The 26,835-nt window shown below is 62.4% G+C and carries 17 protein-coding genes; 7 read left to right on the top strand and 10 right to left on the bottom strand.

The window, feature by feature from the left end:
• Positions 1-714: 714 nt before the first annotated feature.
• The gene (locus FHT36_RS07930; RefSeq protein ID WP_169121947.1) at positions 715-2,079 is read right to left on the bottom strand and encodes an acyl-CoA dehydrogenase family protein; all 1,365 of its coding nucleotides are present in this window, start codon (positions 2,077-2,079) and stop codon (positions 715-717) included.
• Positions 2,080-2,376: 297 nt separating this feature from the next.
• Between FHT36_RS07930 and FHT36_RS07925 the strand changes: the two genes are divergently transcribed.
• Positions 2,377-3,015: a winged helix-turn-helix transcriptional regulator gene (locus FHT36_RS07925; RefSeq protein ID WP_169121946.1), complete on the top strand. Its 639-nt coding sequence runs from the start codon at positions 2,377-2,379 to the stop codon at positions 3,013-3,015.
• A 15-nt stretch (positions 3,016-3,030) separates the two neighbouring features.
• Here FHT36_RS07925 and FHT36_RS07920 read toward each other — a convergent pair whose 3' ends face one another.
• Positions 3,031-4,326: an acyl-CoA dehydrogenase family protein gene (locus tag FHT36_RS07920; protein ID WP_169121945.1), complete on the bottom strand. Its 1,296-nt coding sequence runs from the start codon at positions 4,324-4,326 to the stop codon at positions 3,031-3,033.
• 369 nt (positions 4,327-4,695) lie between these two features.
• Here FHT36_RS07920 and FHT36_RS07915 point away from each other — a divergent pair, with 369 nt between their 5' ends.
• The 5 genes from FHT36_RS07915 (at position 4,696) to FHT36_RS07895 (ending at position 8,984) form a co-directional block, all read left to right on the top strand.
• Positions 4,696-5,664 (top strand): PDR/VanB family oxidoreductase, encoded by a 969-nt coding sequence (locus tag FHT36_RS07915; protein ID WP_169121944.1) that lies wholly within the window; start codon positions 4,696-4,698, stop codon positions 5,662-5,664.
• A 20-nt stretch (positions 5,665-5,684) separates the two neighbouring features.
• Positions 5,685-6,566 carry a polysaccharide deacetylase gene (locus tag FHT36_RS07910; protein ID WP_169121943.1) on the top strand — a complete coding sequence of 294 codons (882 nt, stop codon included), beginning with the start codon at positions 5,685-5,687 and terminating at the stop codon, positions 6,564-6,566.
• A 106-nt stretch (positions 6,567-6,672) separates the two neighbouring features.
• Complete coding sequence (locus FHT36_RS07905) at positions 6,673-6,900, top strand: hypothetical protein (RefSeq protein WP_169121942.1); 228 nt, start codon at positions 6,673-6,675, stop codon at positions 6,898-6,900.
• Positions 6,901-6,929: 29 nt separating this feature from the next.
• Positions 6,930-7,973, top strand: a complete 1,044-nt coding sequence (locus FHT36_RS07900; RefSeq protein ID WP_169121941.1) for a GTP-binding protein — start codon at positions 6,930-6,932, stop codon at positions 7,971-7,973.
• 81 nt (positions 7,974-8,054) lie between these two features.
• Positions 8,055-8,984: a LysR substrate-binding domain-containing protein gene (locus FHT36_RS07895; RefSeq protein WP_169121940.1), complete on the top strand. Its 930-nt coding sequence runs from the start codon at positions 8,055-8,057 to the stop codon at positions 8,982-8,984.
• Between the two features lie 35 nt (positions 8,985-9,019).
• On the opposite strand, the gene FHT36_RS07890 is transcribed toward FHT36_RS07895, so the two are convergent.
• Both FHT36_RS07890 and FHT36_RS07885 read right to left on the bottom strand, forming a co-directional pair.
• The gene (locus FHT36_RS07890; RefSeq protein WP_169121939.1) at positions 9,020-9,790 is read right to left on the bottom strand and encodes an MOSC domain-containing protein; all 771 of its coding nucleotides are present in this window, start codon (positions 9,788-9,790) and stop codon (positions 9,020-9,022) included.
• Between the two features lie 57 nt (positions 9,791-9,847).
• Positions 9,848-11,089 carry an ABC transporter substrate-binding protein gene (locus FHT36_RS07885; protein WP_246702078.1) on the bottom strand — a complete coding sequence of 414 codons (1,242 nt, stop codon included), beginning with the start codon at positions 11,087-11,089 and terminating at the stop codon, positions 9,848-9,850.
• Between the two features lie 323 nt (positions 11,090-11,412).
• Here FHT36_RS07885 and FHT36_RS07880 point away from each other — a divergent pair, with 323 nt between their 5' ends.
• Positions 11,413-11,964, top strand: coding sequence for a recombinase family protein (locus FHT36_RS07880; protein ID WP_169121938.1), 552 nt, complete (start codon positions 11,413-11,415; stop codon positions 11,962-11,964).
• 478 nt (positions 11,965-12,442) lie between these two features.
• Here FHT36_RS07880 and FHT36_RS07875 read toward each other — a convergent pair whose 3' ends face one another.
• From FHT36_RS07875 to FHT36_RS07850, 6 genes are all read right to left on the bottom strand, one after another.
• Positions 12,443-17,989 (bottom strand): DEAD/DEAH box helicase, encoded by a 5,547-nt coding sequence (locus tag FHT36_RS07875; protein WP_169121937.1) that lies wholly within the window; start codon positions 17,987-17,989, stop codon positions 12,443-12,445.
• A 15-nt stretch (positions 17,990-18,004) separates the two neighbouring features.
• Positions 18,005-19,072 carry a hypothetical protein gene (locus tag FHT36_RS07870; RefSeq protein ID WP_169121936.1) on the bottom strand — a complete coding sequence of 356 codons (1,068 nt, stop codon included), beginning with the start codon at positions 19,070-19,072 and terminating at the stop codon, positions 18,005-18,007.
• Positions 19,069-21,930: a hypothetical protein gene (locus FHT36_RS07865; RefSeq protein WP_169121935.1), complete on the bottom strand. Its 2,862-nt coding sequence runs from the start codon at positions 21,928-21,930 to the stop codon at positions 19,069-19,071. The genes FHT36_RS07870 and FHT36_RS07865 overlap by 4 nt, the downstream gene beginning before the upstream one ends.
• 641 nt (positions 21,931-22,571) lie before the next feature.
• Positions 22,572-24,596 carry a Druantia anti-phage system protein DruA gene (locus tag FHT36_RS07860; protein ID WP_169121934.1) on the bottom strand — a complete coding sequence of 675 codons (2,025 nt, stop codon included), beginning with the start codon at positions 24,594-24,596 and terminating at the stop codon, positions 22,572-22,574.
• A 69-nt stretch (positions 24,597-24,665) separates the two neighbouring features.
• Positions 24,666-26,375: an ATP-binding protein gene (locus tag FHT36_RS07855; protein WP_169121933.1), complete on the bottom strand. Its 1,710-nt coding sequence runs from the start codon at positions 26,373-26,375 to the stop codon at positions 24,666-24,668.
• Entirely contained in the window at positions 26,351-26,554 is a 204-nt protein-coding gene (locus FHT36_RS07850) for a hypothetical protein (protein ID WP_169121932.1), read from the bottom strand. Before FHT36_RS07850 ends, FHT36_RS07855 begins: the two co-directional genes overlap by 25 nt.
• Positions 26,555-26,835 lie beyond the last annotated feature (281 nt).

Below are 26,835 nucleotides of genomic sequence, written 5' to 3'. Positions count from 1 at the left end.
AGCGCTGTGCAATATTAACATTATGACATTACATTTGTCAACTAAAAATTTTTAATTGGTTGCGGTGACTTTCGGGCGCGCAATTCCCGGAAACCGAGGGCCGAGCTCCACTTAGGGCAGGCTCGGCGATCGGAGTTCGGTGATGGAGGAGGAATGCGAACGGCTGCTCTTCGATTTGGCCCGATGCTCCGGGACGACCCGCTGACGTTGGCTGCGGGCCTGACAGAAGTCAGCCTCGGGACGAGATCCATAGCCCCACACGTGAGCGCCTGAATCTGACCGAGGAGATCGACTGATGGCGCGCAGCGTGGACGGCTCCTCGGAACCGGCGAAAAGGGGGCGATGCGTTTGAGTGGAATCGGACCAATTGCGGCAAGCTTGGCACCCGCTGCATACCCTGGTCGATCGAGGTGGCCTGCCTCGTGCCATCGTAATGACCTGAGCCAAATAGCACGACAGCATCGAACCGCCCGGTGCCGTCGACACGGCGCACCCGGTCCGGCATTGGCAAGGACAGCCTCGCAGATGGCCCGACGTGCTTCACCACGACGAAAATTCTGACCTCAGGCGGTGTCGGAAGGGACCTGGCCAGTGGGACGAGGGCCGTAGGTTCAATCTCCAAAGGACCTGACAGTACCAACTCGAAGAAACAGCGATCAAGCTCTTGCCACGTGCGCGGGCGCTAATTACGGCGCCCGCGCACGGCATTTAAGTCTATTCAGCTGCGGATACGAACGGTGTGGAACCGGAATTTGAGTACTGACGGTCCCAATCGGCAACGGTGCCGATGCTCTCCATCGATTTTTCGAAGACGATCGTGCTGTCCTCCATCACCGCCCGCGGATTGAACCCTTCGTCGGCAATGACGCCGTGGACGCGGCGGCGCTGCATGCCCATGTTGCCACCGTCATAGATCGGCAGGACTGAGGCCTCGCGCAGGAAGCGGCCGAACGGATATTCGGTGCTCAGGCTGTTCACGCCGACCACCTGCATGCACTTGTAGATGACGTCGAACATGGCTTCGGTCGTGTTGATCTTGCACATGGCGCCGACGAGCTCGGCATGCTGCTCGTGCTTGTCGAGATAGTCCGAGGCGCGCCAGCAGAAATAGCGGGCCGACTCGATCTTGGCGGCGCAGTCGCCGAGAATGTAGCCGACATTCTGGAAGCGGATGATCGGCGTCAACGAGCCCGCAGTGTTGGCCTTGCAGAACTTGAGGGCTGCTTCGTAGGCCGAACGCGCCATGCCCACCGCCGCGATGCCCGCCACAGGGCCGGACCAGGCGAAATTGCGGTTGATAACGAAATCGCCATTGCCGGCCGCGCCGGGCAGGAGATTTTCGACGGGAACGCGCGCATTGTCGAACGTGATGAGGGCGTTGGACGCGGTACGGTGCCCCTCCTTGTTGAGAAATTCATACGTGATGCCGGGCGTTCCGCGCTCGACCACGATGGCGGAGAGGCCCTTGGTGCCGCCGACGTCGCCATCGGTTCGCACGATCACCGTCTGCGCATTTACACCCTTGGCATCCCAGCCGCCCGCCGAAGACCACTTCTTCCGACCATTGAGAATATAGACGTCGCCGTCACGGGTCGCGGTCAGGCCGATGCCCGCGGGCCGGGGGAACGGGTTGTCGAAATTCGCAGTGCCGCCCGTGCCGCCCGGAGGCTCGCCGGCGGTCCAGCCACCGAGGAATTCGCCAGTCGGGTCGGAGGTTGCCGCGCCGATGAAGCGCTTCTTCTGCTCCTCGGTGCCATACCAGGAGACCGGCATCAGGCCGAGGCCGTTGCAGAGCACGGTGCAGGCAAAACCAGGATCGATTGCGCAGATCTCTTCGGCCGCGATGGTGAAATCGAGACACGAGAGACCGCCGCCGCCATATTCCTTGGGCAACATGGCCATGGCGATGCCGGCCTTGTAGGCTTCGACATAGGCGCCCTTCGTCTTGGCATGGGCCAGCAAAGGATCCGGCTCGCGATCAGCGTCGGGTATGACGGGAGCCAGCACGTTCTCCGCGAATTCGCGGGCCATCGTCTGGATCTGGCGTTGTTCGGGCGACATGGTGAAGTCGATTGCCATTGAAGTTCCCCTTCGTTGTTGTGCTGCTCGCACCATCGATGGCCGCGCAGACCCGTTCGCCGCGACGGGTGTCGGGCGTGGCGGAGAGGCGATATCGGGACGGCGTGCGAACACTCAAATGCTAGTTTCGACATAAAAAACTGTCAAAAGATTCTTGTGATTAAAAGGGCGCCAGGCCATGCCCGTTTGGGCGGCTCCGCAACGGCGATCCGCATCCCCTCTAGCCCTTGGCGAGATGCGTTGTGGAGTAAGGGCTTCGCTTCTATGATGGCTCAAGTATGATATGAGGATTCAACTGTGCTCAGCGGGGGAGAAACCCAGCGGCGGCTGCTTGCGCAGCTTCTTGAAGTCAAATCCGGCCTCTCTGTCGATGAACTGGCCGGGCGGCTGGACATCAGCCGCAGCGCCGTCAAGCAGCATTTGTCGGGCCTGGAGCGCGACGGCTATGTCGCACGAGGCTCGGCCCGCAAGACTGGCGGCCGGCCGGGCCAGATTTATGTGCTGACCGAAAGCGGGATCGGCATCTTCCCCAAGCAATATTCCTGGTTCTCGCGCATCCTGCTTCAGACGCTGCGTGGGCGCATCGGCGAAGCCGACCTTGGCGAGTTCATGTTCAACCTCGGGGTCGACATGTCGGCCATGGCGCTGCCGCGCATCACCGGCAAGACGCGGATCGAGCGCATCGCCGAAATCGTTCGGATCATGAATGAAACCGGCTTTGTGGCGCAGACCGTTCCTGACGAGGAGCCAGGCAAACTTCCGCGCATCGAGTGCCGGAACTGTGTCTATCACGACCTGTCGAAGGATTATCCGGAGGTCTGCCAGTTCGACATCGGGTTCATCAGCGGCCTGATGGGAGCGGGCGTGGACCAGGAGGAGTGCATGCAGCGGGATGATGGGCAGGTCTGCCGCTTCCGCTTCGTTCCCCTCGCCTGACTGCGGCCGGCAGCGCTATCTCAGAGTCTTGTCGAATGGTGTCGGCGCTACGTCCATGAAGGCGCGCGGATCGAAATCGGGGTGGCGCATGACGGACCAGATCTTGCGCATCTGCATGCCCAGATTGCCCGCATCATAGAGGGGGAAGACGGCGGCTTCACGCAGGTAGCGCTCCAGCGGATGCCGCCGGTCGAGGGCGTTCACCCCCATCACCCGCATGGCCCCGAATACGGCGCCGAACAACGTTTCTCCGCAGAAGACCTTTGCCATGGCGCAGATGGCATGGCCTTGGCTCTCATTGCGGTCGAGATAGTGCGCCGCCTTCCACGCGAAGGCACGGCAGGCCTCGATCTTCATCGCCACGTCCGCGAGCGCATAGCCGACCGCCTGGTGGTTGATGATCGGCTCCGGGCCGCCGGCTGTGTGGGTCTTCGCCCAGTCGAGCACATATTCATAAGCAGATCGCGCGACCCCGACTGCGGCAATGGCGGCCACCGGGCCGGACCAGGTGAAGGCGCGGGCAATCGCCAGGTCGCCATCGCCGATCGCAAAGGCGTTCTCCGCCGGCACGCGGCAATCCTGGAAGACGATGGAATTGTTCTGGCAGATGCGGTGGCCGATCTTGGAAATAGGCGGCTCGTAGACGACACCGGCCGTGCCCCGCGGCACAATGATCGCCGACAGGCCCTCCGTGCCGCCATGCTTGGGGGCGGTGCGGACGATGCAGATATTGACGTTTGCGCCGGCCAGATCCCAGCCGCCTGCGTTGCAAGGCCAGTATTTTCGGCCATTCAGGATATATTCGCCGTTCTTGCGGTCATGGGTCGCTGTCAGCGAAACCCCCGCCGGCCATGGCGCAGGATGGTCAAAATTGGCGGTGCCCCCGGGCGATCCCGCCGCCTCGCTAACCGTCCAGGCGGCAAGGTACTCGCCGCGCGGGTCGCTCGTTGCCGCCGTCAGCCATTTCTGCTTCTGCCGCTCGTTGCCAAACCACACCAGTGGCATGAGGGCGAGGCCATTGACCAGAAGGATTGTCGCGAAGCCAGGGTCCACCGCGCAGATCTCCTCTGCGACCACCTGGAGATCAAGGGCGCTGGTGCCGCCGCCGCCATAGCGCTTGGGGATGAAGCCCATGGCGAAGCCCAGCTTGTAGGCTTCCACGTAGGCGCCTTTCACGCCCTGGAAGGCCTTCTGCGGGTCCGCCTCCTCGTCGGCCTGCCGGACGCGCGGGGCAAGGATATCGTTGGCGAATTCCCGCGCTATGGTCCGCAGGCGCCTCTGGTTGGCCGTGAGCGTGAAATCTATCGCCATCATTGGCCTCCCAAGCGCCATGCCTCTTTTGAGCAATTTATATGCCAAAAGCTCGACGAGGTTCTCGATAAGCCCCGTCTCGCTCTCGCCACCGGTGCCGCGCGAGGCAACAAAGAGATGCCCATAGTCACGTAATCGCAGTCATCTGTGAGGTCGTTCGAAGCGAATGCGACTGCGCATATGAGTGCTCCACTCAGGCGTCGCGCGCTCAGCGGACGGGCCGCGCAGCGGGTGCCGAGGCCTCCGTCTCATCCCCTCACGCAAGCCGGCAAGCATGAGGGAAACTAATCCATACAAAACCACAAATCGTTTGTCGTGCCATAACATGCGTGAAACCATGATCTCGAGAATAAGCAGAGATTTAGTGGGATGCAGACGGCCGGTCGCGAAAAAACAATAGGCCACATAGTGGCAAGGCGGACATTGAATTCGGCCGTTATCGAGCTGAAAATCGACATCGATGATGCGCGTTTTATCGTTCCATATGAAGCCGGTGCGCATATAGACATTCACATTCCCGAAGTTGGCGTGCGGCAATACTCACTCGTCCGGCCGTATAGTCCAGGTGAGCCGTATGTCGTGGCGGTACAGGCTGCGCCGGACGGGCGCGGAGGATCGCGGTGGGTCCACCAGCATCTTCACGTCGGCGCCACGGTCGAGATCGGTGGGCCCCGCAACCATTTCCCGCTTCGCCCGGCGGAGCGGACCCTGCTCATTGCCGGCGGAATCGGCCTGACCCCGCTCATCTGCATGGCGGATACCTGCGAGCGCGAAGGGCGCGCCTATGACCTTGTCGTGTGCAGCCGGCGCGAGGAGAACGTCGTCTATTTTGAGGAACTCCTGGCGCCGCGCCGCCATGGCCAAGTGAAGTTTGTGCTGGATGACGGAGATCCCTCCCGCGGTCTCGACGTCGCGTCCCTGCTACGTGCGCAACCAGCGGGGACTCACGTCTATTGTTGCGGGCCAGCCGGCCTGATGACGGCCGTGAGCCGGGTTGGCACGGAGATCGGAGGGCTGAGCCTGCACTTCGAGGCATTCAGTGCGGCGCCGCTTGCTGCATCCGAAGCGCAGGAGGCGCCGTTCACCGTCTCGTGCGCGCAAAGCGGCGTCACCGTCGAAATCAGGCCGGGCGATACGATCCTCGACAGCCTCCTGGCGGCGGGTCTCGACGTCGACCACTCCTGCCGGGAGGGCTATTGCGGCACCTGCTTGACGCGTTGGCTTTCCGGCGAACCGATCCACCGCGACACCTGCCTTGGAGAGGTGGAGCGCAGCCGCTACGTGGCAGTGTGCACGGCCCGCGCCGAGGCCGGATCGGTTCTCGTTCTCGATATCTGAAACCTTCCGGGCGACATGACATGACGAAGAAAATCACCTGTGCATTCGGCGTCGATGTAGATGCGGTTGCCGCGTGGATAGGCACGTTCGGCGGTGCGGATTCCCCGCACGACATTTCTCGCGGCCTCTTTGCGGGCGAGGTCGGAAGCCTCCGGCTTCTCGACCTGTTCGATCGCTACGGCCTGAAGACCACCTGGTTCATCCCCGGTCATTCGGTCGAGACGTTTCCGGCCGAGATGGCGCAGGTCGCGGCACGCGGACACGAGATCGCGCTGCATGGCTACACCCATGAGAACCCGCTCGCCATGTCGCCGGCTCAGGAGGCAGACGTCCTGGATCGTTGCATCGAGCTTTTGACCGGCCTCGCCGGGCGGCGGCCCGTGGGCTATGCCGCGCCATGGTGGGAGCTGAGCCCCAACACCCCCGGCCTTCTGATGGAACGTGGCATTCTCTACGACCACTCCATGATGCATAGCGACTTCTCCTGCTATCGCCTGCGCGTGGGCGACAACTGGACCGCCATCGACTATGGCCAGCCGGCATCGAGCTGGATGAAGCCCCTGTCGCGGGGCAAGGAGACGGCGCTGATCGAGATTCCCGTGAGCTGGTATCTCGACGACCTGCCGCCCATGATGTTCATCAAGAAGTCACCGAACAGCCATGGCTTCATGAACCCGAAGGACATCGAGGAACTGTGGCGTGAGCAGTTCGATTGGGTCTACGAGGAACTGGACGAAGCCGTCTTCTCCTTCTGCCTTCACCCCGACGTCGCCGGCCGGCCTCAGGTACTGCGCATGCTGTCGCGGCTGATCGAGCACATGGCGCGGCTTCCGGGCGTCGAGTTCACGACGCTGGAGACCATTGCCCGCGAATTTGACCGCGCCCACCCCTTCGCTGGCTGATCCCATGTGCGGCATGTGCGGCATATGGAGCGGCATGGGCCATTGGTCGAGCCCCGGCAGGCACCCCGCAGGCAGGGGGCGCGATCCGCTTCCCGCCGCCGCGCGCATGGCCCAGGCCCGCGCGCTTGCGATGATCTGCGCCCACGCCGGCATCGCGGTGCGGGACTGGATGCTGACCTCGTGGATCCTTGAGGACAGGGCCGGCGGCGCATTGATCGTCGAAACACTGCCTGAAGTTTGGGAGGGAGTCGCGCGCCTGTCGGGTCGTCCCGTCGACCCCCTGGACGACGCCTTCATCGCCTGCATGGAGGCCGGCACAGCCGGCACACGATGATCCGGTCGGCAGGCGATCTCCGCCTTCCCGTGTTCATCGTCACCGGCTACCTCGGCAGCGGCAAGACGACCTTCCTGCGCCGGGCGCTCGATGATCCCGCCTTCACGCGTTCATTGATGCTCGTGAACGAGGCTGCGGCCCTCGGCGTGGACGACCATCTCCTGCGAAACGATACCGGCGCAGTCGCGCTGCTCGCCAACGGGTGCCTGTGCTGCCGCATTGATCGTGGGGTCAAGGAGGAACTGCACGGGGTGCTTGCCCTGCATCGCACGCGGAAAGACTTCGATCGTGTGATCCTGGAGTTGAGCGGGCTCGCGGACCCGTTGGCGGTGATTGCGACCATCACGTCGGACCCCTATCTCAATGGCCAGCTGCGGATCGCCCTCGTCGTCACGCTCGTCGACGGGGTCCACGCCCTGGAGAGCCGCGATGCCGCAGAGCACCGGCGCCAGATCGAGGCCGCCGACGTCGTCCTGATCACCAAGACCGATATGGCCGACCCGGACGCGTTGGCGGCAGTGGACGCCTACGTGGCCCAGATCCAGCCACTCGCACCCTGCCGTCCGGCTGCCGAGACGCGGTTCGGCTGGCTCGTCGAGCAGGCCGGGGGCCTCAGGGCAGACCGCATCGCCCACCGTGCCTTCGCCGGAGGCTGGCGGGGGGAGCGCTTCCGGCCCGCCGTGCGGCCGCCGGCCGACGCCTTTGCATGTCGACCGACGGGGCCGCAGACCTTCTGCCTGCGGGTGGAGCAGCCGCTGGACTGGAGCCGCCTCGCGCTGTGGCTGTCGCTGCTGCTGCACCGTCATGGCAACCGCATCCTGCGCATCAAGGGCTTCCTGACCCTGAAGGGAGCGGAAGCGCCCGTGCTCATCAATTGCGTCCGGCACATCGCATATTTCCCCGAGCACATGGAGCGGGAGGGAGATGCGAACCTGCCGTCTTTCCTCGTGTTCATCGTGGACGGCCTGCCCGAGGAGCGGATCGCCCGTTCGTTCGCAGCCTGTGTTGGCGAAGGGGCTGCTGCGTGGGAGACGATGCCCCCGTCAGCCAGAGAACACGTTGAAATCCGCTGATCCAGGGGGTTAGAGTTCCGGCATGCTGGCGCTTCACATTCGACATGGCCTTTCAGGACGTGATGCCATCGCGGGCCGCCAATGAAGCGCCGCCTGCCGCCGCTGCTGGCTCTGCGCGCATTCGAGGCCGCCGGTCGCCATCTAAGCTTCTCCAAGGCTGCCGACGAACTCAACGTGACCCAGGGCGCCATCAGCCGGCAGATCAAGCTGCTCGAGGACTTCCTCCACGCGCCGCTCTTCCGGCGCCTCACCCGGCAGGTGGAACTGACACCCTTCGGCCAGAGCTATCTCGCCGCCGCGATCTCGGCGCTCGATGAAATCGAGCGCGCCACGGTGCAGAGCCTGCAGGAAGCGCGCTCTCTCTCGGTCAGCGTCCTGCCGACCATCGGCGTCCTGTGGCTGATGCAGCGGCTCACCACCTTCATGATGACCTATCCCGAGATTCGCCTGCAGGTCTCGTCCTCGCTGGAGCCCGTGAACTTCAAGAGGGAGGGCGTCGATGTGGCGCTGCGCGTCGGCAAGCTTCCGGGTGCGACCTTCGATCCGAACGCCCCGCAGATCGACTTCCGGATGACGGAGACCTGGGACGACGTATCCGTCACCCCCCTTTGGGAGGACCGTATCACGCCGGTGATGAGCCGCCGGCTGTTCGAGCAGCATGGCCCGCTCTTCTCGCTTGAGGACCTCGGGCGTTTCCGACTGATCCACAACCAGAAGCGCCCGGACTGCTGGGCCGCCTGGCTCCACGCCGCCGGTGTCGGCCCCACGCAAGGCGCGGGGCGCGTGGATGTTGGCCATTCCTTCATGGCGGTGATGGCCGCGCGCGACGGGGAGGGCATCGCCTGCGTGCCCACCATCGAGATAGACAACGTGGACTGGCGCGACGAGCTGGTGAAGCCGTTCGACCTCAGCGTCCGCAGCGCTGGCGGATACTATCTGCTCTGCCCGAAGGATAAGGCTCTGACGAGCGAGGTGAAGCTCTTTTCAGGGTGGCTGGTTGGGCAGTATTGAGTGCGTGCGCCGTCCGGCAGCCGCGCGCTCGCGCCTCAGTCGAGCAGTTCGATACGATCACCGGCCGCGATCCTGCCGCCGGCCGCGACCTCTGCGTAGATCCCGAGGTCGCCATGGCCCTGATAGTCGCGGATGGCGATGGGCAGGTTGACGTCGCGAACCGCCCGGACAGGGTCGACGTTGGTCGCCGCACATCTTTTGGTTCGCCGGACGACCTGCAGCACCACCTCGCCGATGCGGAGGCGCCGCCCCACCCAGTCCAGCTCGCTCCACGCCGCCAGACCCTCGAAATAGAGGTTGGCACGAAAGCGGAGGGGGTCGAGAGGCAGGGCGAGATGAGCCGACAGATCCCCGACCGTAGTGAGGTTGATGAGCGAAATGGAGCGCATGAGCGCCACCGAATGCACGCTGACATCGGTGAACTGGTGGCCGGGGGAATGGACGACTTCGGGCTCTCCCGGTAGCGGCACGTTCACAACGCCGCCGAGGTATCCTGCCAGTGCGCCCCGCCCTGCTGCATCGTCGAGCGCGAAGGTGCGCACGTCCCTTCCATCACGGATTTCCAGCCGATCGGGCGCCTCCATGAGGCGCGACGCCAGCCGGGCGAGGCTCTCATGCTTCGCCAGCATGAGGAACTGCGTCTTCGGCGCGGGCTTCGGTGCGGACGGGTCGAACTGCAGCGACCCGTCCGTCACCGCGTAGGCGCGATCACGCGGAAAGCCGAAGCCGGCCTCCAGCACCACCTCGCCCATGGCTTCGGCCGAGAGACCCTTCACCGGATAGCGGAACAGATTGACGATGCGCATTCTGACCTCGAACGAAAGAACGGGCGCGGCGGCCGCTCCAGCCACCGCGCCTTCGCCTCACTTGACGGCGGCGCAGGCGCCGGGAACCATGGGAGAGAAGGCATCCGCGGCAGCAACCGTGGTCAACGGAGCGTAGTAATCCCACGGAGCCTTGGATTCCGAAGGCGTCTTCACCCGCATCAACTGCATCTCGTGCTCATGAAGGCCATCCGGCCGGATGCGGCCGCCCCTTGAGAAAAAATCGTTGATGGGCTCGGCCTTCATCTGGGCGACGACTTCAGTTCCGGCATCGGTCCCCGCCTTATCGGCGCTCCTGAGATAGTGCAGGGCGGCCGAATACATGCCCGCCTGGACCATGGTCGGCATCTTGCCCATTCGCTCCTTAAAGCGCTTTGCGAACTTGCGCGTCTCTTCATCCCGGTCCCAGTAGAAAGCGGTGGCAAGCAGCAGATTTTGCGCCTGGGTCAGCCCCATGCTGTGCACGTCGGTGATGAAGGTAAGCAGGGTCACCACCCGCTGTCGACCGGTGTTCGAGATGCCGAACTCGGTTGCCCCCTTGATGGCGTTGGTGGTGTCCGAGCCGGCGCTGGCAAGGGCGATGATCTTCGCATTGGAAGCCTGCGCCTGAAGCAGGAACGAGGAAAAGTCGGCTGTGTTCAACGGAAAGCGGACGCTGCCGAGCACCTTGCCCCCGCTCGCCTTGACCACGTCGGCGGTGGTCTTTTCGAGGCCATGCCCGAAGGCGAAGTCCACGGTAAGAAAGAACCAAGTGTCGCCCCCATCCCGCACGATCGCTTTGCCAACGACGTTGGAGAGCGCGTTCGCGTCGTAGACGTACTGGATGCTGTTAAGGGTGCAGGAATCGGTCGTGAGCTTCGGCGTGCTGACACCGCCCAGAATCACTACCTTGTTCTTTTCCTTCGTCACACCCGCGACTGCAAGGGCGACAGCGGAATTCGAAATGTCGAATATGGCATCTACCTTATCGACATCGTACCAGGACCGGGCGATGGAAACCCCCACGTCGCTCTTGTTTTGGTGGTCCGCAACGACCACTTCCACGGGCTTTCCGCCGAGCGCCCCGCCAAAGTCCTCCACCGCCATCTTCACCGCCGTGAAGGAGCCGTTGCCGGCATAGTCGGCATAGGGGCCCGACATGTCGGTGAGGACACCGAGCTTGACCACCCCGTCGGAGAATGTGGGATTGCTGCCGCTTTGCGCATGCACTTCCGTTAAGGAAGAAGCGCTCGCGAATAACGCCACTGTTAAAGCAATTGAATTTAATTTGATCATGTTCATACCCCGTTCCACGGTCCCTGGGGGTTTTCCTTCTCGTTGACGACTGAATCCCACTGGACGGTCGCCGGTCACAAGCCATTTTTTAGCGCTAACGAATGAGCTAAGCTCATCGGTCGCTGCGACGGCCCGCTACCGCCGCGGAGGTTGACCCTGCTTTCACGTCGACGCTCGATGCCCCATTCTCGAATTGGCGCTAACAACGATATGATACGGCAGTCACCCGATTGCCCGGATGTATCTAAATTTAAAATATTTGAGACGCGTATCAATTCAAGTGAAATCAATCGCTTGCGCGTCTCGAATTATAGTCTCATAATGCATTCATGATCATCGGCTATGCGCGCGTATCTACTGACGGACAGACGCTAGACAGCCAGATCGAACACCTCAGGACAGCGAACTGCCAGAAAGTTTTTTCTGAGACGGCGAGTGGCGCCAAGACAGATCGGCGCGAACTGCGACGCTGCATCGCTTCGCTCAAGGCCGGCGACGTTCTCATTGTTGTTCGGCTCGACCGCCTGGCGCGCTCCACGCGTGATCTGCTCAATGTGCTCGCCGAAGTGAGCGAGCGGGGCGCCGCCTTCAGGTCCCTTTCCGATGCCTGGGCCGACACCACCACGCCCCACGGAAGGCTCATGCTGACCGTGCTCGGCGGCTTGGCGGAGTTCGAGCGCGAACTTATCAAGACCCGCACAGGCGAAGGACGCATTCGCGCCAAAGCGCGGGGCGTCAAGTTCGGGCGCAAAAGCGTGCTCACTGCCGATCAGCGTGCCTATGTCGCCAAGCTGCGCGCTGAGGGTGAAAGCGTGCGGCAGATCGCCCGCGTCATGGGCGTGAGCACGGCCACTATCGGGCGCATTGCTCCGGCCCCCTAAAGGGCATGGCTCCGTAGGACATCTTGGCGCTCGTCGAGATCATCCGTAAGCGTCGTCCTGCCCTCACCTTTCGCCGGTCAGGCCAAGGTGGCGATGGTCCGAGCCTGGAGGGCTTGGGCATACAACGATTTCAGAACTTACGCTTAAATCTAGCGCCGAGGAGCCGGAGCGCCGGTTCGAGGTTTTCTCCGGAGCGGGGCGTCGTCAGGAGCTTTGGGCTTGGAGCCATGGTGAGTGCCGTGGCGCGGCGCCATGCGTTGTCGCCACAGCTACTGTTCACCTGCGCCGTGAGGCGCGCGAGGCGAGCGAGATGATCCCGGCTTTCGTGCCGGGGGTGGTTGTTTCGGAACTGGTTCCCGCATCTGAGCCGTCCGCCGCACCGTCACGGCCGAAGTGGCACGGTCGACAACGTTGCGCGGCGGCGATCGAGATCGTTGTCGCCGGGGGCCGGGTGACGATTGAGAACGGGCCCTCCTGCCTATGCCCTAAGCGCGCTTTGCACGAGTCGGGTCGCCGAAGGAAGGTTTCCCCGCACCAGCAATTCGTTGACGGGAATGACTGGTATCTCGCCCCACCTCTCGCGCATATCTGCGATGGCGGGATCAGCCGGATGCTCGCCGGTCAGAGCACCCGCGAGCGCTATCGCGAAGCGCCTTCCATCAGCGCGCGTTGCCAGGATTGGGATCGTGACAGAGCCGATGCCGGGTACTCTAACTTCCTCATCCAGCGCAAATGCGACGCCATCCGTCTGACGCTCGAGATCTTGGTGAAGCAAACGACTCGAGAACCGGATACGGCGGGCATTGAATGGCTGCATCTCTCCGCTAATGAGATAGTCGAGTAGTTCCGCCCCAACGTGTCGATCAAGCAGCCCATGCTCGAACTTGTTCTTGAAGCTCCGCAGACAGCGATAGCAGGACGCGTCGCAGTCCTCGGGACAGGTCTTCATCAGAGTCAGTGCCCGTTCGAACAGTTCGCTGCCGCAGTGCGCGACTTGACTGGCGAATCCGGCGCCGCCCGGAAGCGTGTCATAGAGGAATATCTCCGCTTCGAGCCCGCTCTTCCCCGCCGGGGTCAGCGCAGGTCGATACTCAGCCATCAACTCACCGGGCTCGATTTGGAGCATGGAGGACGCAGCCTTGGCCAGCGCTTCACTGACCGTCCGCAGCGCCACATCCGTGGGGTAGAGGCCGGGCTTGAGCGTGAGCGGTGCGGCAACCTTAAGTGAGAATAGGGCGATGTCGGTTATGAAATCTGTGCCAAGCACCAGCCCACGGGTCGTGCCGCTCCCTGGACATTGCGGCTCCTTCTCATCCGGAAACGGCTTCTCGTGCGGGCCGCTAAGCGCCGCCGATGCCTCAACGGAGGCTTCGATCCGCCCGCACTTGGTGCAGTAGTTGTAACCCTCTTGTTTTGGCCCCGTATTTGAGACTAGCAGGTGTTTGCGATCGGGCATTGCTCGGATCCGATCGTTCACCGGTACCCACTTCTCATAATCTGCCGGAGTAGGCATCGTTAGCTTCGCCCGCGTCGCGTGAGCCGTCTCGGGCATGTCGTCCGGCGAGGTCATCTCCTCCTCGTAAACGGGATGCGCAAATCCTGGCGGACGCATCCAAAAATGGGTTGGGCCGAAAGTGCCCTCACTGCCGCATGCACGACAATCGTGCGCGACCCCCGGCTTAAGCCCGGAGTCGAGTGGCACGGTCTCGGCAAAATGGCACTCCGAACACTCCCGATAGAGTCGTCGATTCTGCCATGCGTCGAAACGGTCGTTGGGCATCGGCGCATAGATCGCCCCCGACGTGTAGCATTTGCCCGAGATCCATACGGTCTTGCCGGGCGCGTACTGCGACAGTGCGACGGGCAAGGACTGCGACGGCGCAAACTTCATTACCGGCCGAAACGACGTCGAGCGATCGATATCAAAGACGTTGAAGGTCGCGACGTCGGTCGGAAACGCGTAGCGCGGAAGTACGCCGCGGTATAGCAAGCGGTCAAGCAACTTACCCGTTAAAGCTTTTTCAGGGGGCGCCTCCTCACCCTCCTCTTCGGGAACTTCGGGTGCCTCCCCCGGGTACTCCTCGACGGTCTTTTCGCCACCGAGGGATTTGGAACTCAATGCCTCATCGACTGCCTTCAGAACGTCCGGCACCATCCCCTTCAGGAGGGTCTCGCGGTCGTCATCTTGCAACTCATTGGGGATCCAGTCGGCCACGCGGGCCCGCAATTCTGCCTCGTGCGTTTTGAGCCAATTGGCGAAATCCATCCTGTTGAGAATTTCGGTTCCAGATTTAAAGCCTTCGACGGTGCCCAGCACGGAGAAGAGGCTCGGATCGGCATCAGGGTCGAATCCGGGTACCCTATCCTGGTGATAGCTTTGGAGCAGGAAGGCTCGGATATGTCGCTGTACGATGTCCGCATTGTTGAGCGTCAGCTTCGGATCGACGACAGGGCCAGCGATCATGGCCTCGGGCTGGCTGAAATAGTGTTCATCGTGACTGTCGGCGCTGCCGAAAGCAACCACGGTCGCGACCGCATTGCCTCGACGCCCCGCGCGGCCTGCGCGCTGTTGATAGTTGGCCCGCCCTGGCGGCATGTTGCGCAAGGCGACGCCCGACAATGCGCCGATGTCGATACCGACTTCCATGGTCGTCGTGCTCGAGAGCACGTCGATCGCAGTGGATCGCTTGGCTGCCGCTCCCCAGTCGAGTGCGACGTCCTGGAATAGCAGTTCATTCTCCTCGGCGCGCGAGAACACGTCCTCGCTTTGCGGGGCATTCAATTGGGCAGTGTGTTCTGCAGCGATGAGCGCCATCGGCTTCCGATCGGGATCGGTCAGTGCCGCCACGACGGGGTTGCGATAGTACCCCTTGCGCGCGGTGAAAACGGGGTCTTCCAAGGGATTGAGTGGAGCAACATTGGTGCTGGCGCAATCGAGGCAATGCGCGATCCGTGACATCGGACGGTGAACCGACCGGCAATCGCCGCATCGCACCCACGAACCCTCGAGTTCGAGAGAGAGATTCTTGCCGACAAGCCGTTTGAACCCGCTCTCCATCTCTTCGGTGAAGATCAACATCAATGGCTGTTGCCAGGTCTTATCGAACAGTTTGCGCGTGGCGCTGTCGGGGATCACGCGCTGCATGGCCCGGAACGTGCTTTTTTGTGCCCGGACGCTTGTGCCACGCCCTTTCGGACGCTTATACCATGTCGGTGGCATCGCGTTCAGCCAGAAGCCATTCGAGCGCCAACAGCGCAACCAGGCGCGGGCCAGACCGATCTTATCCTCGTTCGTTTCGGCAAGGCCGGGAATGACGGGCAGCGCGTGGACCGCCGTCACCTTGTCGGCGCTCTCACGAAGCGAAGCGAGGGCCAGGGCTTCGAGTCCCAGATAGCGGTCCTGGACTGTCTTTACGATATCATCGAGCAGCGCCTGGGGCACCGGGTCGCTCCGGTGCTTCACCCACAGCATCATCAGCTTTGCTGAATCCTCCAGTGCGCCATCGTGCACGGCCGCAGCGATCTCGGTATCCGTGGCGAAGGTCTCGCCGGGCTTCAATTCGGGTCTCAGCCGCACACCCAATGCTTTGGAAGCAAGGATTACGGCTACGTAGAGGTCGCCCAGATTGAGCATCGAGGCAACCATCGGCTGCTGGCGAAGCTTGTCGAACCCCCATACGATCAACGAGCGCAACGCATCGCGGACCGAGTAGAGCTGAAGGTTTGGTGCCAGACGCGCCGCGACCTGGCGCGAGTCGGAAAACACGAGCACCTTGCGGCCGCGCAAAGGGGCAAAACTCGTTGCCTCCTGCGGACCGGGTGGCTGGACCTGAATCTGACGCGCGACGAGCGCCTGGAAGGGTTGATCGCCTTTGGTCTGGTGATCTTGCACCGATGTTCGCCCGAACGCGGCGGTCTCGCCGCACACTGCGCAGGGCGTAAACTGCCCCCGCACTTCCGCGCGTGCATCCACCACGCCGTCCTCATCCGTCGGCGGCGTGGTGCGATCCTTCCGTAGGTAGACGGTGCGGCTGCGCGGACCGGGAACTGGTGGGTTGAGCCGACCGGTCTCGAGGTCGTACTCCGCCAATTCGACGAAATCGGTCAGCCGAGGTTCAGCCAGGAGCAGATCGAGGTCGAGCAGTGGTGCTGTCTCGATCCCTGGCATCTTGAGGCGGCGCCCCGGCTCGGACCAGAGCGCACTCGGCATGTCGATGTCGTCCGAGTGGGCCCGGGCATGGGCGGCACCACAGTTGCGGCAGGTGTAGAATTCCAGCACCCGCGAACCACATCCGCAAACTTCACGCGGCTGGCTGTACATACGACCGCACACCCCCGACCGATTCTCCGGCGCGACCTCTGAACATTCGGGATCCATGCACACCCACAGGCCGGGCAGTCCGCGATAGAAGTTGTGAATCCGGCAAGGCAGAAGGCCGGCCGCGTCCGCTGACTCTCGCGCTACGCTGCCGAGCGCGAGCAGCGATGTTACGGCTCGGTTTGCAAGGTCGGGGGCATCTGGAAACAGCGCTGCTCCCAGATCGGCCACCGCGCGCGCCGCCTTCATCGTCATGTTCACGAGCAGACCCAGTGGTGCAAAGGTTTCAAGCGCCACGAACAGACTCTTCTCCAGATCCGCAGATTGAGCCACGTGTCGGTGCGCTAGAAGTGGCGCGACGGCGGCCCGGCGTTCGGCCTCGTCTGGCGAATAGAACTTGTCGAGATCGATTGCCGCGAGAACTTCGGCATCCGCGGCCGTACCGGGAGCAGCATGTGATCGCAAATCGAGGTCACCGACCACGGGCAGGAAACTCTCAACCGGCGCACCGGACAATTGTGCACCGAACTCGCCCCCTTTGGCCGTGTCCGAAAAGCTGGCGGTCGCGCAGATGACCTGGAAGCGCTTGACGGGAATGCCGAGCCGGGCGCGCAAGCGGCGGAGGAGCAGGCCGACCTCTGCCCCAGCGGCGCCTCGATAAAGGTGAGCTTCGTCCAGAACGACGGTGAACTTCTCGTCCGGGTTTTTGGCGAGCCATGCACTGGTCTGGTCGAAAATCGTCCGTTCAATCGGACGCATCAGCATGTATTCGAGCATCGAATAGTTGGTGACGAGAAGATCGGGGGCCGCGGCTTGCGCTTCGTGGCGGGTGATCAGTTCACTGTCATCGGGTAACGTCACGGCGCGAAGAGGTTCACCGGTCTTGCGATTGACCCAGTCCGTGCCCTTGGCGCCAAACCATTTTTCGAGATCGGGCTTGGCTGGCCATTTTCCACGTTCTTGCAACTGGCGGCGCAGCTTCGCCGCGCGCTTCTGGTCGTCTGAAGCTGGACCAGAAGCTTGGCGCTCGATCTCGACATAGAAGCTCTCGAACGACGCGAGTTTCTTGCTGTCTCGTTTTCCCGATCTGACACCGGCATAGGGTGTGCGGCTCGTATAGCGCGCAAAGGTGGGCGGCCGACCGGCCCACTCGCTGAACAACTTGACCAGCCGTGGGTCGCCAAAGATGGCGCGCAACCGGCCCAACTGGTCGTTTACGAGAGCATTCATGGGGTAGAGCAGCAGTGCACGAGCGCCCCGCTGATCGCGGAACGCCTCTGGATGCTCGGCCGCTTCGCGTGCAAACTTGCCGAGGATCGGCAGCAGAAACGATTCCGTCTTACCTGAACCGGTACCGGTCATGATCACGATGTTATTGCCATCGATCAGCGCATGACGGATCGCATCGCCCTGATGGCGATAGGGCGGATCGAACAGGAGCCGCGCGTTGTCGCCGTCCCGTTTTGCGAGCGCGGCGTAGACGGCCAGGGCCGCGGGTGGAAGACCCGCGATATCTGCGAACCTCTGTCCGACCTGATATTTGGGGGTCGATTCCAGATAAGGAATCTGATGGGTGACGCCAGCACGGTCGAGCAGTGTTCGGCGCTGCTCGATGAGCGCCGCATCCCCGATGTGATAGGTTGCCTCGATGTAATCTTTGAGCGACGAATGCAGTTCGTCGATCGTCTCTTGAATCGTCCGCGCCATCTGCCCCTTGCCCCGCTATTCTTCAGATTCGAAATAGAGATAATCGCGCAGAAATGTCCGTTCTGGATCCGCTTGATTTGCGGGCACCCGAAACGACATCAGGCAATTCTCAGGCCTGAGTTCTTCACCCACGACCGTGAGGCGCCGCCGCGCCCAACTCGGCAGAGGAAAAAAGAAGTCGAACTCCGCGTATCCGTCAGTCTGGCGAACGCGATAGCGCTGAGGTCGACCCGCGCGCGCGTCGAGGGCCAGCTGAATCCGCCACGCGCTGTCACAAGCTCGCCAACGGCTGCCGGGGAGCGGCAGATCGATCAAGGCTTCGAGTTCGCCGACATTGAACCGGCCGTATGCCCACAAGTCCGCACCGTAGGCTTGCGGTCGGCGAAGGATGAACGAACCGGTCTGGCGCAGAGGCGCGCGCCAGCGATCCCGGTAGCGCCGCGTTTCCACCGTCCAGTCGAGGATGCGCATATCCGTCGTATCGGAAATTGGCGATCGCGCCCGGAGCTTGGCATCCATGTTCGCGAGCAGGGTACCGGCATCTTCCTGCTTCGGCATCTTCAGCCAGTTGTCGAGCGACAATTGCCGGAATCCGATGCCGTCGAGCAGAACAGAAAGATCTTCGCCCTCAAGCGCCGCGATCGTCCGTCTCGCCCCGCGGGCCTTCACCCGTTCTCGCAGTTCAGCCGGCAGCGGCAATGGATCGTCGCTTGCCAGCCCCGCGAGGAACGCAGTCCCCGATGGGTGAATGATGAAAGTCGGTGGAGCGGCAAACAACCAACTCGCCTTGACGGTCTCGTCCAGCGTCGTGACGTCACTGAGTTCCAGAAGGTCCCCCACCGCAACCAGAGCATCAAGCAAGCGCTCGATCTGGTCGGTGAAACTGTCATCAATCGCGACGATGTTGCGATGGCTTTCGATGACCGATGCGATCAGCGTGCGTGGTGAACACGGGCAATGATAGCCCGCCAATCGGCGCAGCGTAGCAATCCAATACGCATCATCGGTGCCGACGCCGACGGGCAGTTGCAATGCTTCCCGGGCGGACTCTATAACAGCAGCGGACGAGACAACGCTGATCATTGGCGATCATGCTCCCCGGAGTCCAACTGCGAACCGGCCGGTGTTGCAATGCTAAGCAATCGCGCTGCGCGGAGCATGAACGGCACCGCTCTGAGTGCGCTCAAATGTGCCGTGAGTCCGTCGGTCCAAGGTCCACCCTCATCGAGCCACCCCGCGATTGCAAAAGACGCGGCGGCGGCGCCGTGGGGAACCGTGCTGTAGCGCTGAGCCAATGCCTCGACTTCCGCGATGCGTTTTGCCAGCGGCATGGAGCGAAACTTCTCTATGTCCCGGGCGATGACAAAATTGAATGCCGGCGGTGCTCCCATCTGCGACCCTAGGTCCTTCAGGTCTTTTGGACCCTTCTGCGATTGCGAATATCGAGCCTCTGCCGCCGCCCAGTCTGCGCCGAACAGAAGTGCTGCCAATCTCCGCTCAAACGTTTTGATGACCGCCTGTTGGCGTGAGGCCACGAGAGGTCCGACGAGCTTTGCGCCCCGCCAGAGTTCCATTAATGCCGACAGTTGCCCGATCGGATCCTCGCTGCCGGTGTTCACGGCAATCTCCGGCGCGATCACCAGGCCAGACAAACTGCCGAGGGTCTGCGGCATGCTGACGACAAGCGCTTCCGTTCTGTTTCCGTAGGAGGCGACACACAGACCTCCTTGCTCACTGGGGTAGAAGTCTGCCTCCAGGTCTTTTGCGTTGAGTTCGATCGCGCTTGCGGGTCGTGCAAATGAAAAAAGCTGCGCGACGACGGGATCGTTACCACCATGGTCGTCTATGAGGCGTAATGCCGTTCGATTAGCACCGCGATGCCAGACCCACCGCAGGGGCGCCACCTCGCGATGAAGCGGCATCCGCCAACACCCGCTCGCGTCACCGTCGATAACGAGCCGACCTGATGTCGCCGTAAGATAGGCCCACGGATCGGTTTCCCTCTTTAGGAACCCGGACAACGCGCGCACCCAAGTCTCTCTGGTTATCGGCAGCGGAAGGGCCGCGACCTGTTCCGTCGCAAGAATGCTGCCGGCAGCATCAAGCAACTCCACGCAAATGCGAACCTGCTGCTGGGCGGGACCGAGCGCCTGGATGTTCACCTCGCCCTTCCAGAACTGGTCAAGGCTTGGCTCGGCAGGTTCGGCGGTGATCGCCAGGCCGCTGTGGTTCGTCGTTCCCGCAATCCACGGCTCGGGCGGCCGAACGGTCAGCGCGATGTAGCCGGCCGCCGCCTTTGGCGCATCGCCAATCTGCGATCGCGCTTCTACGGACAGCGTGTGCGGGCCAACATCCAAGTCAGTAAGCTTCAGAAAGATCGGGGACCCCCCGTTCGCCGGGACCTCCAGTACGGCACCCCCATCGAACTGAACGGCATAGGCTCTGACCGAATGATCGGCTTCGAGAGAAAGGCACGGGTTCTCGCCTTCCGTCCATTCGGCGAATCCTTCGCCATCCCAGCGCCGTGCTTCCAGACCAGCCGGCGCGATCCGTATTGACTGTCCGACGCCAAGGCCCATGGCGCGCAGTGTCGTGATTGCATCCTCTGAGAGATGCGGAGGCAGGTCGAAGCCGATGGCCGTTGCGCCGGTGACCACGACCGTGACGGGCGCACCGATCTGCCCCGTCGCTATTGGGGCATCAGAAACGAGCACATAACTTTGGCCCGGCCTCACCATCCGCCCGATGACTTGACGCGCCAGTCCATCCGCTCCAACGCGAAATAGCCAGATCGGCCCTGTTGTGATGCACCCGTCCGCGGCCAGCAGTTGCGCCAGCATTGGCGGCGGATCGCTGAACTGAACGATTGGCCGATCGGCAGCCGGCCACGACGCGAGAAGGCGCCGTTGATCTCCCAACATCAACCAGCCGGGTGGCATCAGCCCCGGCGAGCCGCCAACACTGCATCGCGCCCGCCGCAGATACGCGCCGAACTCGGGGGAAAGATCGGCGATCGGCCGCAGCGATGGGAGTTCGATCCAAGGCTTCCATTCGCCAGGGGCGGCACGCCGCAGTGTCAGGGCCGGCCGGATATAGGGCTGGGCCGCGGCAACCGCGATTCGCGGCGCAGATGCGTTGCCAGAACTTCCCGAAATCTGACGCGCTGTTCCCTTGAGTTGATAGCGCTCGACTACTTGTCGTGCGTCCCTGAGCCAGGCCCGCGCCGCACTCGCCTTTTGAAGATCGGCAACGATCCGCTCGAGCGTGACCGGCAGCACGAACTGGGCAACGGCCTCCGTCCGCCCTACCAACAGCGCCAGAACTATCCGACCCGCGATTTCTTCTTGTTCGAGGAAGTTGCGGAAACGAGACGGAGCATCGTGCGATACGCCGGCCAGGAAGCGACCGATCCTGGCGGGATCGTCGCCGAGCATTTTCGCGAGCGGATAGCGCCAGTGATACAGCGCACGAGCGAGATGAGATTGCAGATCTCGCGGCAACAGCGCGTGCGTAATGGGCCAGGCTATGATCGAGAACCAGGAGGCCCAGGCTCCTGTTGGCCTCAGACCTGCATACTTCTTATGAAACCGTCCGAACCAACGACGCAGTTGGCGGCGATCGACAAAATTCCGCCACTCTGGCGTTCGTCGCTCGAATGTCGTCCAGTATTCATCGCCGTCATATTCGTAGCCCTGTTCGGCGGCGTAAATGACCCAGACGAGCCAGGACTGTCCGGCTTCTTCGCTACCCAGCGACCTGTTGAGCAACTTTCCGACGATGCTTCGTTCGTCCGCGTTAAGACCGTGTTCAATGGCGAAAACTGGAAGACCGTTCGCGCGCCGCGCTTCAGCGAGTGCGGCGAAGTGCGCCTCGAGACGTTTCTGCCAACCACCAAGGGTCTCGCCCCAGCCGGCGTGCGATGCGCTACCGAGCGACCGCACTGCGGGTCCGCCATATATGATCGTTCAACCTTGCCCCCCACCAACTGCGCGAGTCCTAATTTGGCGCGCGTGCACATTAACCCCACGTGTATCTATGCGGGAAATATTTAGGAATGCTAGTCTCCCGATGTGAGACCTCGCAATGCCCGCGGGGAGTGAAAGCGCGGCCGGATTCGTCGTGACGGGTCGAGTGCTGGGAGAGAGGTTCCCGGCGCCCATCGAGGAGATCCGCGATGCCAGACACGCAGCCTCCGCTCACCCAGGTGCCGACTGGATGAGCCTCTATGCAACATCACCAACCAGATCATCGCCGAGTTGAAGGACGTCCAATTGCCCAGGGGCGCCGTCATAGAGCACGGCTTTTCCAGCCAAGACAGGCTCACCTTCCACCAGGCCATCGGACTCGGCGACAACGACCGCAAGGGCGAGGGCGGCACAACAGTCGCCGAGGCTAGACCGCTTCGCCCTTGACAGCGAGGAGGCGCGCCCGCGAAACCGACGAGGAGGCCGTTGCGATCCCGCTACTGATCCGAGGAAGCGCGCGCCTTTACCACTTTAGCTTATGGCCTGCCATCGATCGATGGGAATCCGCTGCGAAATTGGCGTTGACGCTACTCGACGCTGTTGGGTCTCGCGGCAGATCAGGGGCCGATTGGAAGGCTCAGTTGGCCGTCTGCATCAGCGTGAAGGAGAGCGAGCACGCTTGTGGGACCAAGCGGCGATAAATTAGCGAGCGTCTCCTCCCGCAGAACGCGCTTACTGAGCCAACGTCGACGCCACGCGGCGGCTACGCTGCGGACGTCAGCGGATCGAGTGTCGACGTCTGCAAGTCCCATGAGCGCGTCACGCGCGTTTGGGTCGAGTTCACAGGCGTAGAACAACCGAGGCGTGGCGTGATGCAGGATCGCGTCACTCTTCAATCCAAGGGCATCGAGGCCCTCGCGAATCTCCCGAAGCCGTGGGCTCGTTCCCTCACCAAACCGATTATTCACCCTGCGCGCGTCGTGGCGAAGAAGCGCCATGCTGCGAAGTGCCTGGGCCGTTTCGGCGCCGAGGTGGAGTGTTCCGAACCCCCCAGTCAGGCTCTCTCCGATCGCACCCCAGCGTAGATCGTGGTCAAGTTCAGGGTGATCCCGACGTGAAAGGGTTAGACGATTGTACTGACTGGAGCCAACACCATAGAGCGAAGTGGTCGTCAAGATACGCAAGTCGGCTGGTTTGGTAATCGGGCGGCCCGCCATCTGCGAGGCAATGACGCTGACTTGTCCACCATAGCGCTGCGCGTATGCATCGGCGATCTCGCGCGACGCTAGCAGCAGCGCCACCAGCTTTCCACCGAGGAGTTGATTGTAAGGGTGCACGGCGCCGCAGATGCTCACATCGGCGATCTGGCTGGACAATCCGGCTTTGCGGAATTCCGCAAAAGCAATGTCGAGAGCGCGCTGTCCAGTACTCGAAGTGAACAAACCTTCCAGCCCGGACACTGGATCGCGCTCCAGGCGTGCCGCTGTAAAAATGCGCTTAGCGAAGAGCAATTGAGACAAATTCTCAGCGCGCTTTCGCACGAAGAGCAGGTCGTCTGAGGCCCGCTTCCAGTCGATATCGTCGCCCGCGCTCTTTACCTCGCCCCGATGAGGCTTCACGCGGCCGTCTTCGCCACGGTGCTCCTCGAAGTGCCGCCGTAATTGAGCCGCCCGCGCCGCCGCGGCTCCGGCCGCCCGCTGTTCAAGGCGAAGGCACACCGCCTCGGACGGCCATCTGATTTCCTTACCCGTCACCAAGTCATCAGATCGTATCCCCTGCAGGGAGTCGGAAACGCGGCCGGAAAGAGCGGCGCCGAGTGCGGCGGCGTCCCACCGCCCAGTCTGCACGTGGTTCTGCGCGGCGTCCCGTAACCAACCTATCCACATGTCCCGGCAGGCAAGGCGCATGACCGGACTAGCCAGCATGGCGATGCCCATGATCGGCCGTAGTGGCCTCGCAGCGTTCCGAATCAGTACGAGCATCTGGCGACCAGGAGTCGCGCGGTACTCATGAGCCCATGTATGCCGGAAGTATCTCCAGATGTCGGTCAGGGCGAGTCCAGTGTCTGGGCACTTCGCCCCCGCCTCGCAGATTTCCACGACCGGGTCGAAAAGCCGGCCGAGGGCCGCTTCTCGGTCGGCGTCGCTGAGATGCAGAATCGATCGCAATTCCCGAGCGAGGTCGGCACCGTTGTCTACCAGATCCAGCACCGAACATCGACCAGCGGTGCGAGCGGTGCGCCGCTCCATACGGGTGAGAAACTGTTGAACCGACGGCTCGGCGAGTTGCCGCTGACGGGCGGCCTGCAAGGAAGCGCGCACACGCTGTTTGATGTCCTCGATGCTCTGCTTGTTCTCGCGCCCGATACCCGGCGGAGCGAAGGTAATCCGACCCTGGGCAAAATCGATCTGCCAACCCTGCTCGTGCAAGTCCGCGATGAGTAGGCAGATGGCGCGCAACTTGAGGCTGTCGCCATCATCGACGAACCGCCGTGCGAGCGAACGGAGTTCATTAGCAAAGCTGGGCGGAACGCTGCTTCCAAAGTCGAGTACGTCGTGCAGTCGGTCGCGCTCTCCCGGCGCCAGATGGGGCGAGAAGAGCCGGTGCCGTCCAGGACCGTACAGATTCTTATCCGCTGTCACCCGACCTCCAGAAATGCCCAAGGGCTCGACTACCCCCCGTCTATTTTATGGCCGATCGTACTCGAACTGCTAGCGGGCATCGCCCCAAACGCCCGCCCCAATGTCCCCGGCTTCACTGGAAAGCAGATGTAGAGCAAGCATTTCAAGCGCTTGGTTAAGGCGCTTCGACCAAGGTGACAATTGCTCTGTCGGGTCGGCTCGGCTTGCTGCACCGTCCAGCACGGCGTCGCCAAACGCGAAAAGCATTACCTCTAACGCCGCCCGCAGTTCGGGAGTGACAGTCGGCGCATCATAGACGTCGCTGAAGAAGCGATGCGCCGTGTTGAGCCGCAGCGTTCGACCGCCGCTTGTGTAGTCGATCTGGAAAAACGGTTCGTCCGGCCTCCGCTCCAGCACCGTACGATAACGTGGCGAGCGCAAATTGAGGTTTCCTTGCTCTTCCGGCAACGGCGCCGGAATGCCCATGGCACGCTCCGACAAGCGACGTTCGCCCGGCGACGGCGAAAGGACACGGGCGCGACGGTCGAGTTTGGCGTCTTTGACCTTGGCCCTAAGTTGCTCGATCGCCTTCGGTAGGCCCGCCTGCAACAATAGTTCCCACGCGAAGGGTGACAGGGTCACCTGCTGCTTCGACGTGGTGACTCCAAATGCCTCGTCGAGGGTGGCTGAGAACTCGACTTCCACCCTGATGTAGCGGTCGTTGTTGATGAAGGTCGCCCAGGGGGTCCGAGTCTGCACATCGATCAGGCGCCCGTTTCGGCTGAAAATAACGCCGTGATAGTCTTTCATGATGGGAAAGCGATCGTTGGCGTTCATACCCACCGCGTCCCGCGCCTTGTCGATCGAGCCGAAACTCGGCGGAAGCCACGCGTAACGCAGCGTGACGGTGCCTAGGTATGTGCCGTCGTCGGGATTGCGGGCCTCAACCGTAACAGGGTCGAGAGACACGGCCCTATCCTCGTCGCTGTCATGGAACCTGAACCCCGAGGTGACGAACAGCGGGTCGATTGGATCGACGTACTGTCGGTCCACATATAATGCGGCACCGCCCCGCAGCTTATGGTATGTAACGCCGAACTGGCGGCAGAGATTTTCTCGTAGTCCCAGCGCCGTCGTCCACTCGAGACGGTCGAGTTTTTCAATGAGGATGATGGTCCCCGATCTCCAGCCGGTGGGGTAGGTGGATGCGACTGCTTCGGCGATGAACGCCGGTAGTTCGGCCGGCTGCGCGGGCGGCACTATGATCTCGCCCGACCGGTTTGTGTAGTCACCAGCGGTGAGAAGATCGAGGTCCACCGTCACTGCGTGGATGAGGCCGTTGTCCACTGCCGAATAGACGGTGAAGCGCCGACCGAGGCTGACCGAGGCACAGGGTAGACCGTAGCCATATCGTCCGAGCCCGTTGCGATTGTTCTCGCGATGAGTGCCGCCCCACATCACCGCCATGCGGATCATACCGGGGTCCATGCCGTGGCCGTTGTCCAAGACGGCCAGTTGGGAGGGCTTCTTGACCGAGCCGCCTCCGAAGCCGAACAAGACGTCTACGCGGTCGGCATACGCTTGAATTGAATTATCGATCAGTTCAGCTAGCGCATTGCCGTTGCTCCGATAGCCGAGGTCGCGGATGCCGCGGACGAAAGCTTCCGGTACGATAAGCCCGAACTTTGAGCGCGTACCGCCCTCCTCTAGGTAAGATCGCTGAGCCGCGAGTGCGGACGCGAAGGTTGCGCACCGAAGCGAACCGCGGGCGCCGATCACGATCGCACCGCCGCGGGACATTTGGCGCTATGCTGGTCGATGCGACGGTGGAGCACGAAGCGGCTGATGCCCGCTAGCATCGCAGCGTCCACCAGCCGCTTGTCCGACTGGATGAGGCGAAGCGCCTGCTGGGCCAGATACTTCTGCTGGCGCTCGAACTCGGTAAGTAGGCGGTCGCTGATCTGGATATCGATGGTCATCGTCATCCTCCGTGTTCCCGGCACGTGGTCCGCTGGTCAAAACCTCCTTAGGCCAATCTATCCGCAGGATGTGCGGAGCGCAGTGCGATTTTTCAGAAGGGCGGGAGTTGGTTGAGCGGCGGGGGCGCAAAAGAGGGCTTAGCCCTCTTGCTCGCACGCGTGGTGGATCTGCCGCACCGTGTCGACGACATCGCTTGGAAGAGCGGAGAAGGGCATCTGAGCCGACTGCGCGACCGCGCCGACAGATGTGATCGCAACCGAAAGCAAGGCCGCCACAAACA

This window comes from Xanthobacter sp. SG618 (assembly GCF_012932745.1).
Taxonomy (GTDB): domain Bacteria; phylum Pseudomonadota; class Alphaproteobacteria; order Rhizobiales; family Xanthobacteraceae; genus Xanthobacter; species Xanthobacter flavus.
Note: the sequence above shows the minus strand (reverse complement) of the source record. Positions and strands in the feature narration are given on the sequence as shown.

Coding starts and splice junctions, on each gene's coding strand:
- FHT36_RS07850 (WP_169121932.1), bottom strand. CDS start 26,554: ATGACCATCGATATCCAGATCAGCGACCGCCTACTTACCGAGTTCGAG.
- FHT36_RS07910 (WP_169121943.1), top strand. CDS start 5,685: ATGACGAAGAAAATCACCTGTGCATTCGGCGTCGATGTAGATGCGGTT.
- FHT36_RS07905 (WP_169121942.1), top strand. CDS start 6,673: ATGGCCCAGGCCCGCGCGCTTGCGATGATCTGCGCCCACGCCGGCATC.
- FHT36_RS07885 (WP_246702078.1), bottom strand. CDS start 11,089: ATGAACATGATCAAATTAAATTCAATTGCTTTAACAGTGGCGTTATTC.
- FHT36_RS07930 (WP_169121947.1), bottom strand. CDS start 2,079: ATGGCAATCGACTTCACCATGTCGCCCGAACAACGCCAGATCCAGACG.
- FHT36_RS07915 (WP_169121944.1), top strand. CDS start 4,696: ATGCAGACGGCCGGTCGCGAAAAAACAATAGGCCACATAGTGGCAAGG.
- FHT36_RS07920 (WP_169121945.1), bottom strand. CDS start 4,326: ATGGCGATAGATTTCACGCTCACGGCCAACCAGAGGCGCCTGCGGACC.
- FHT36_RS07855 (WP_169121933.1), bottom strand. CDS start 26,375: ATGTCCCGCGGCGGTGCGATCGTGATCGGCGCCCGCGGTTCGCTTCGG.
- FHT36_RS07890 (WP_169121939.1), bottom strand. CDS start 9,790: ATGCGCATCGTCAATCTGTTCCGCTATCCGGTGAAGGGTCTCTCGGCC.
- FHT36_RS07895 (WP_169121940.1), top strand. CDS start 8,055: ATGAAGCGCCGCCTGCCGCCGCTGCTGGCTCTGCGCGCATTCGAGGCC.
- FHT36_RS07875 (WP_169121937.1), bottom strand. CDS start 17,989: ATGGCGCGGACGATTCAAGAGACGATCGACGAACTGCATTCGTCGCTC.
- FHT36_RS07880 (WP_169121938.1), top strand. CDS start 11,413: ATGATCATCGGCTATGCGCGCGTATCTACTGACGGACAGACGCTAGAC.
- FHT36_RS07870 (WP_169121936.1), bottom strand. CDS start 19,072: ATGATCAGCGTTGTCTCGTCCGCTGCTGTTATAGAGTCCGCCCGGGAA.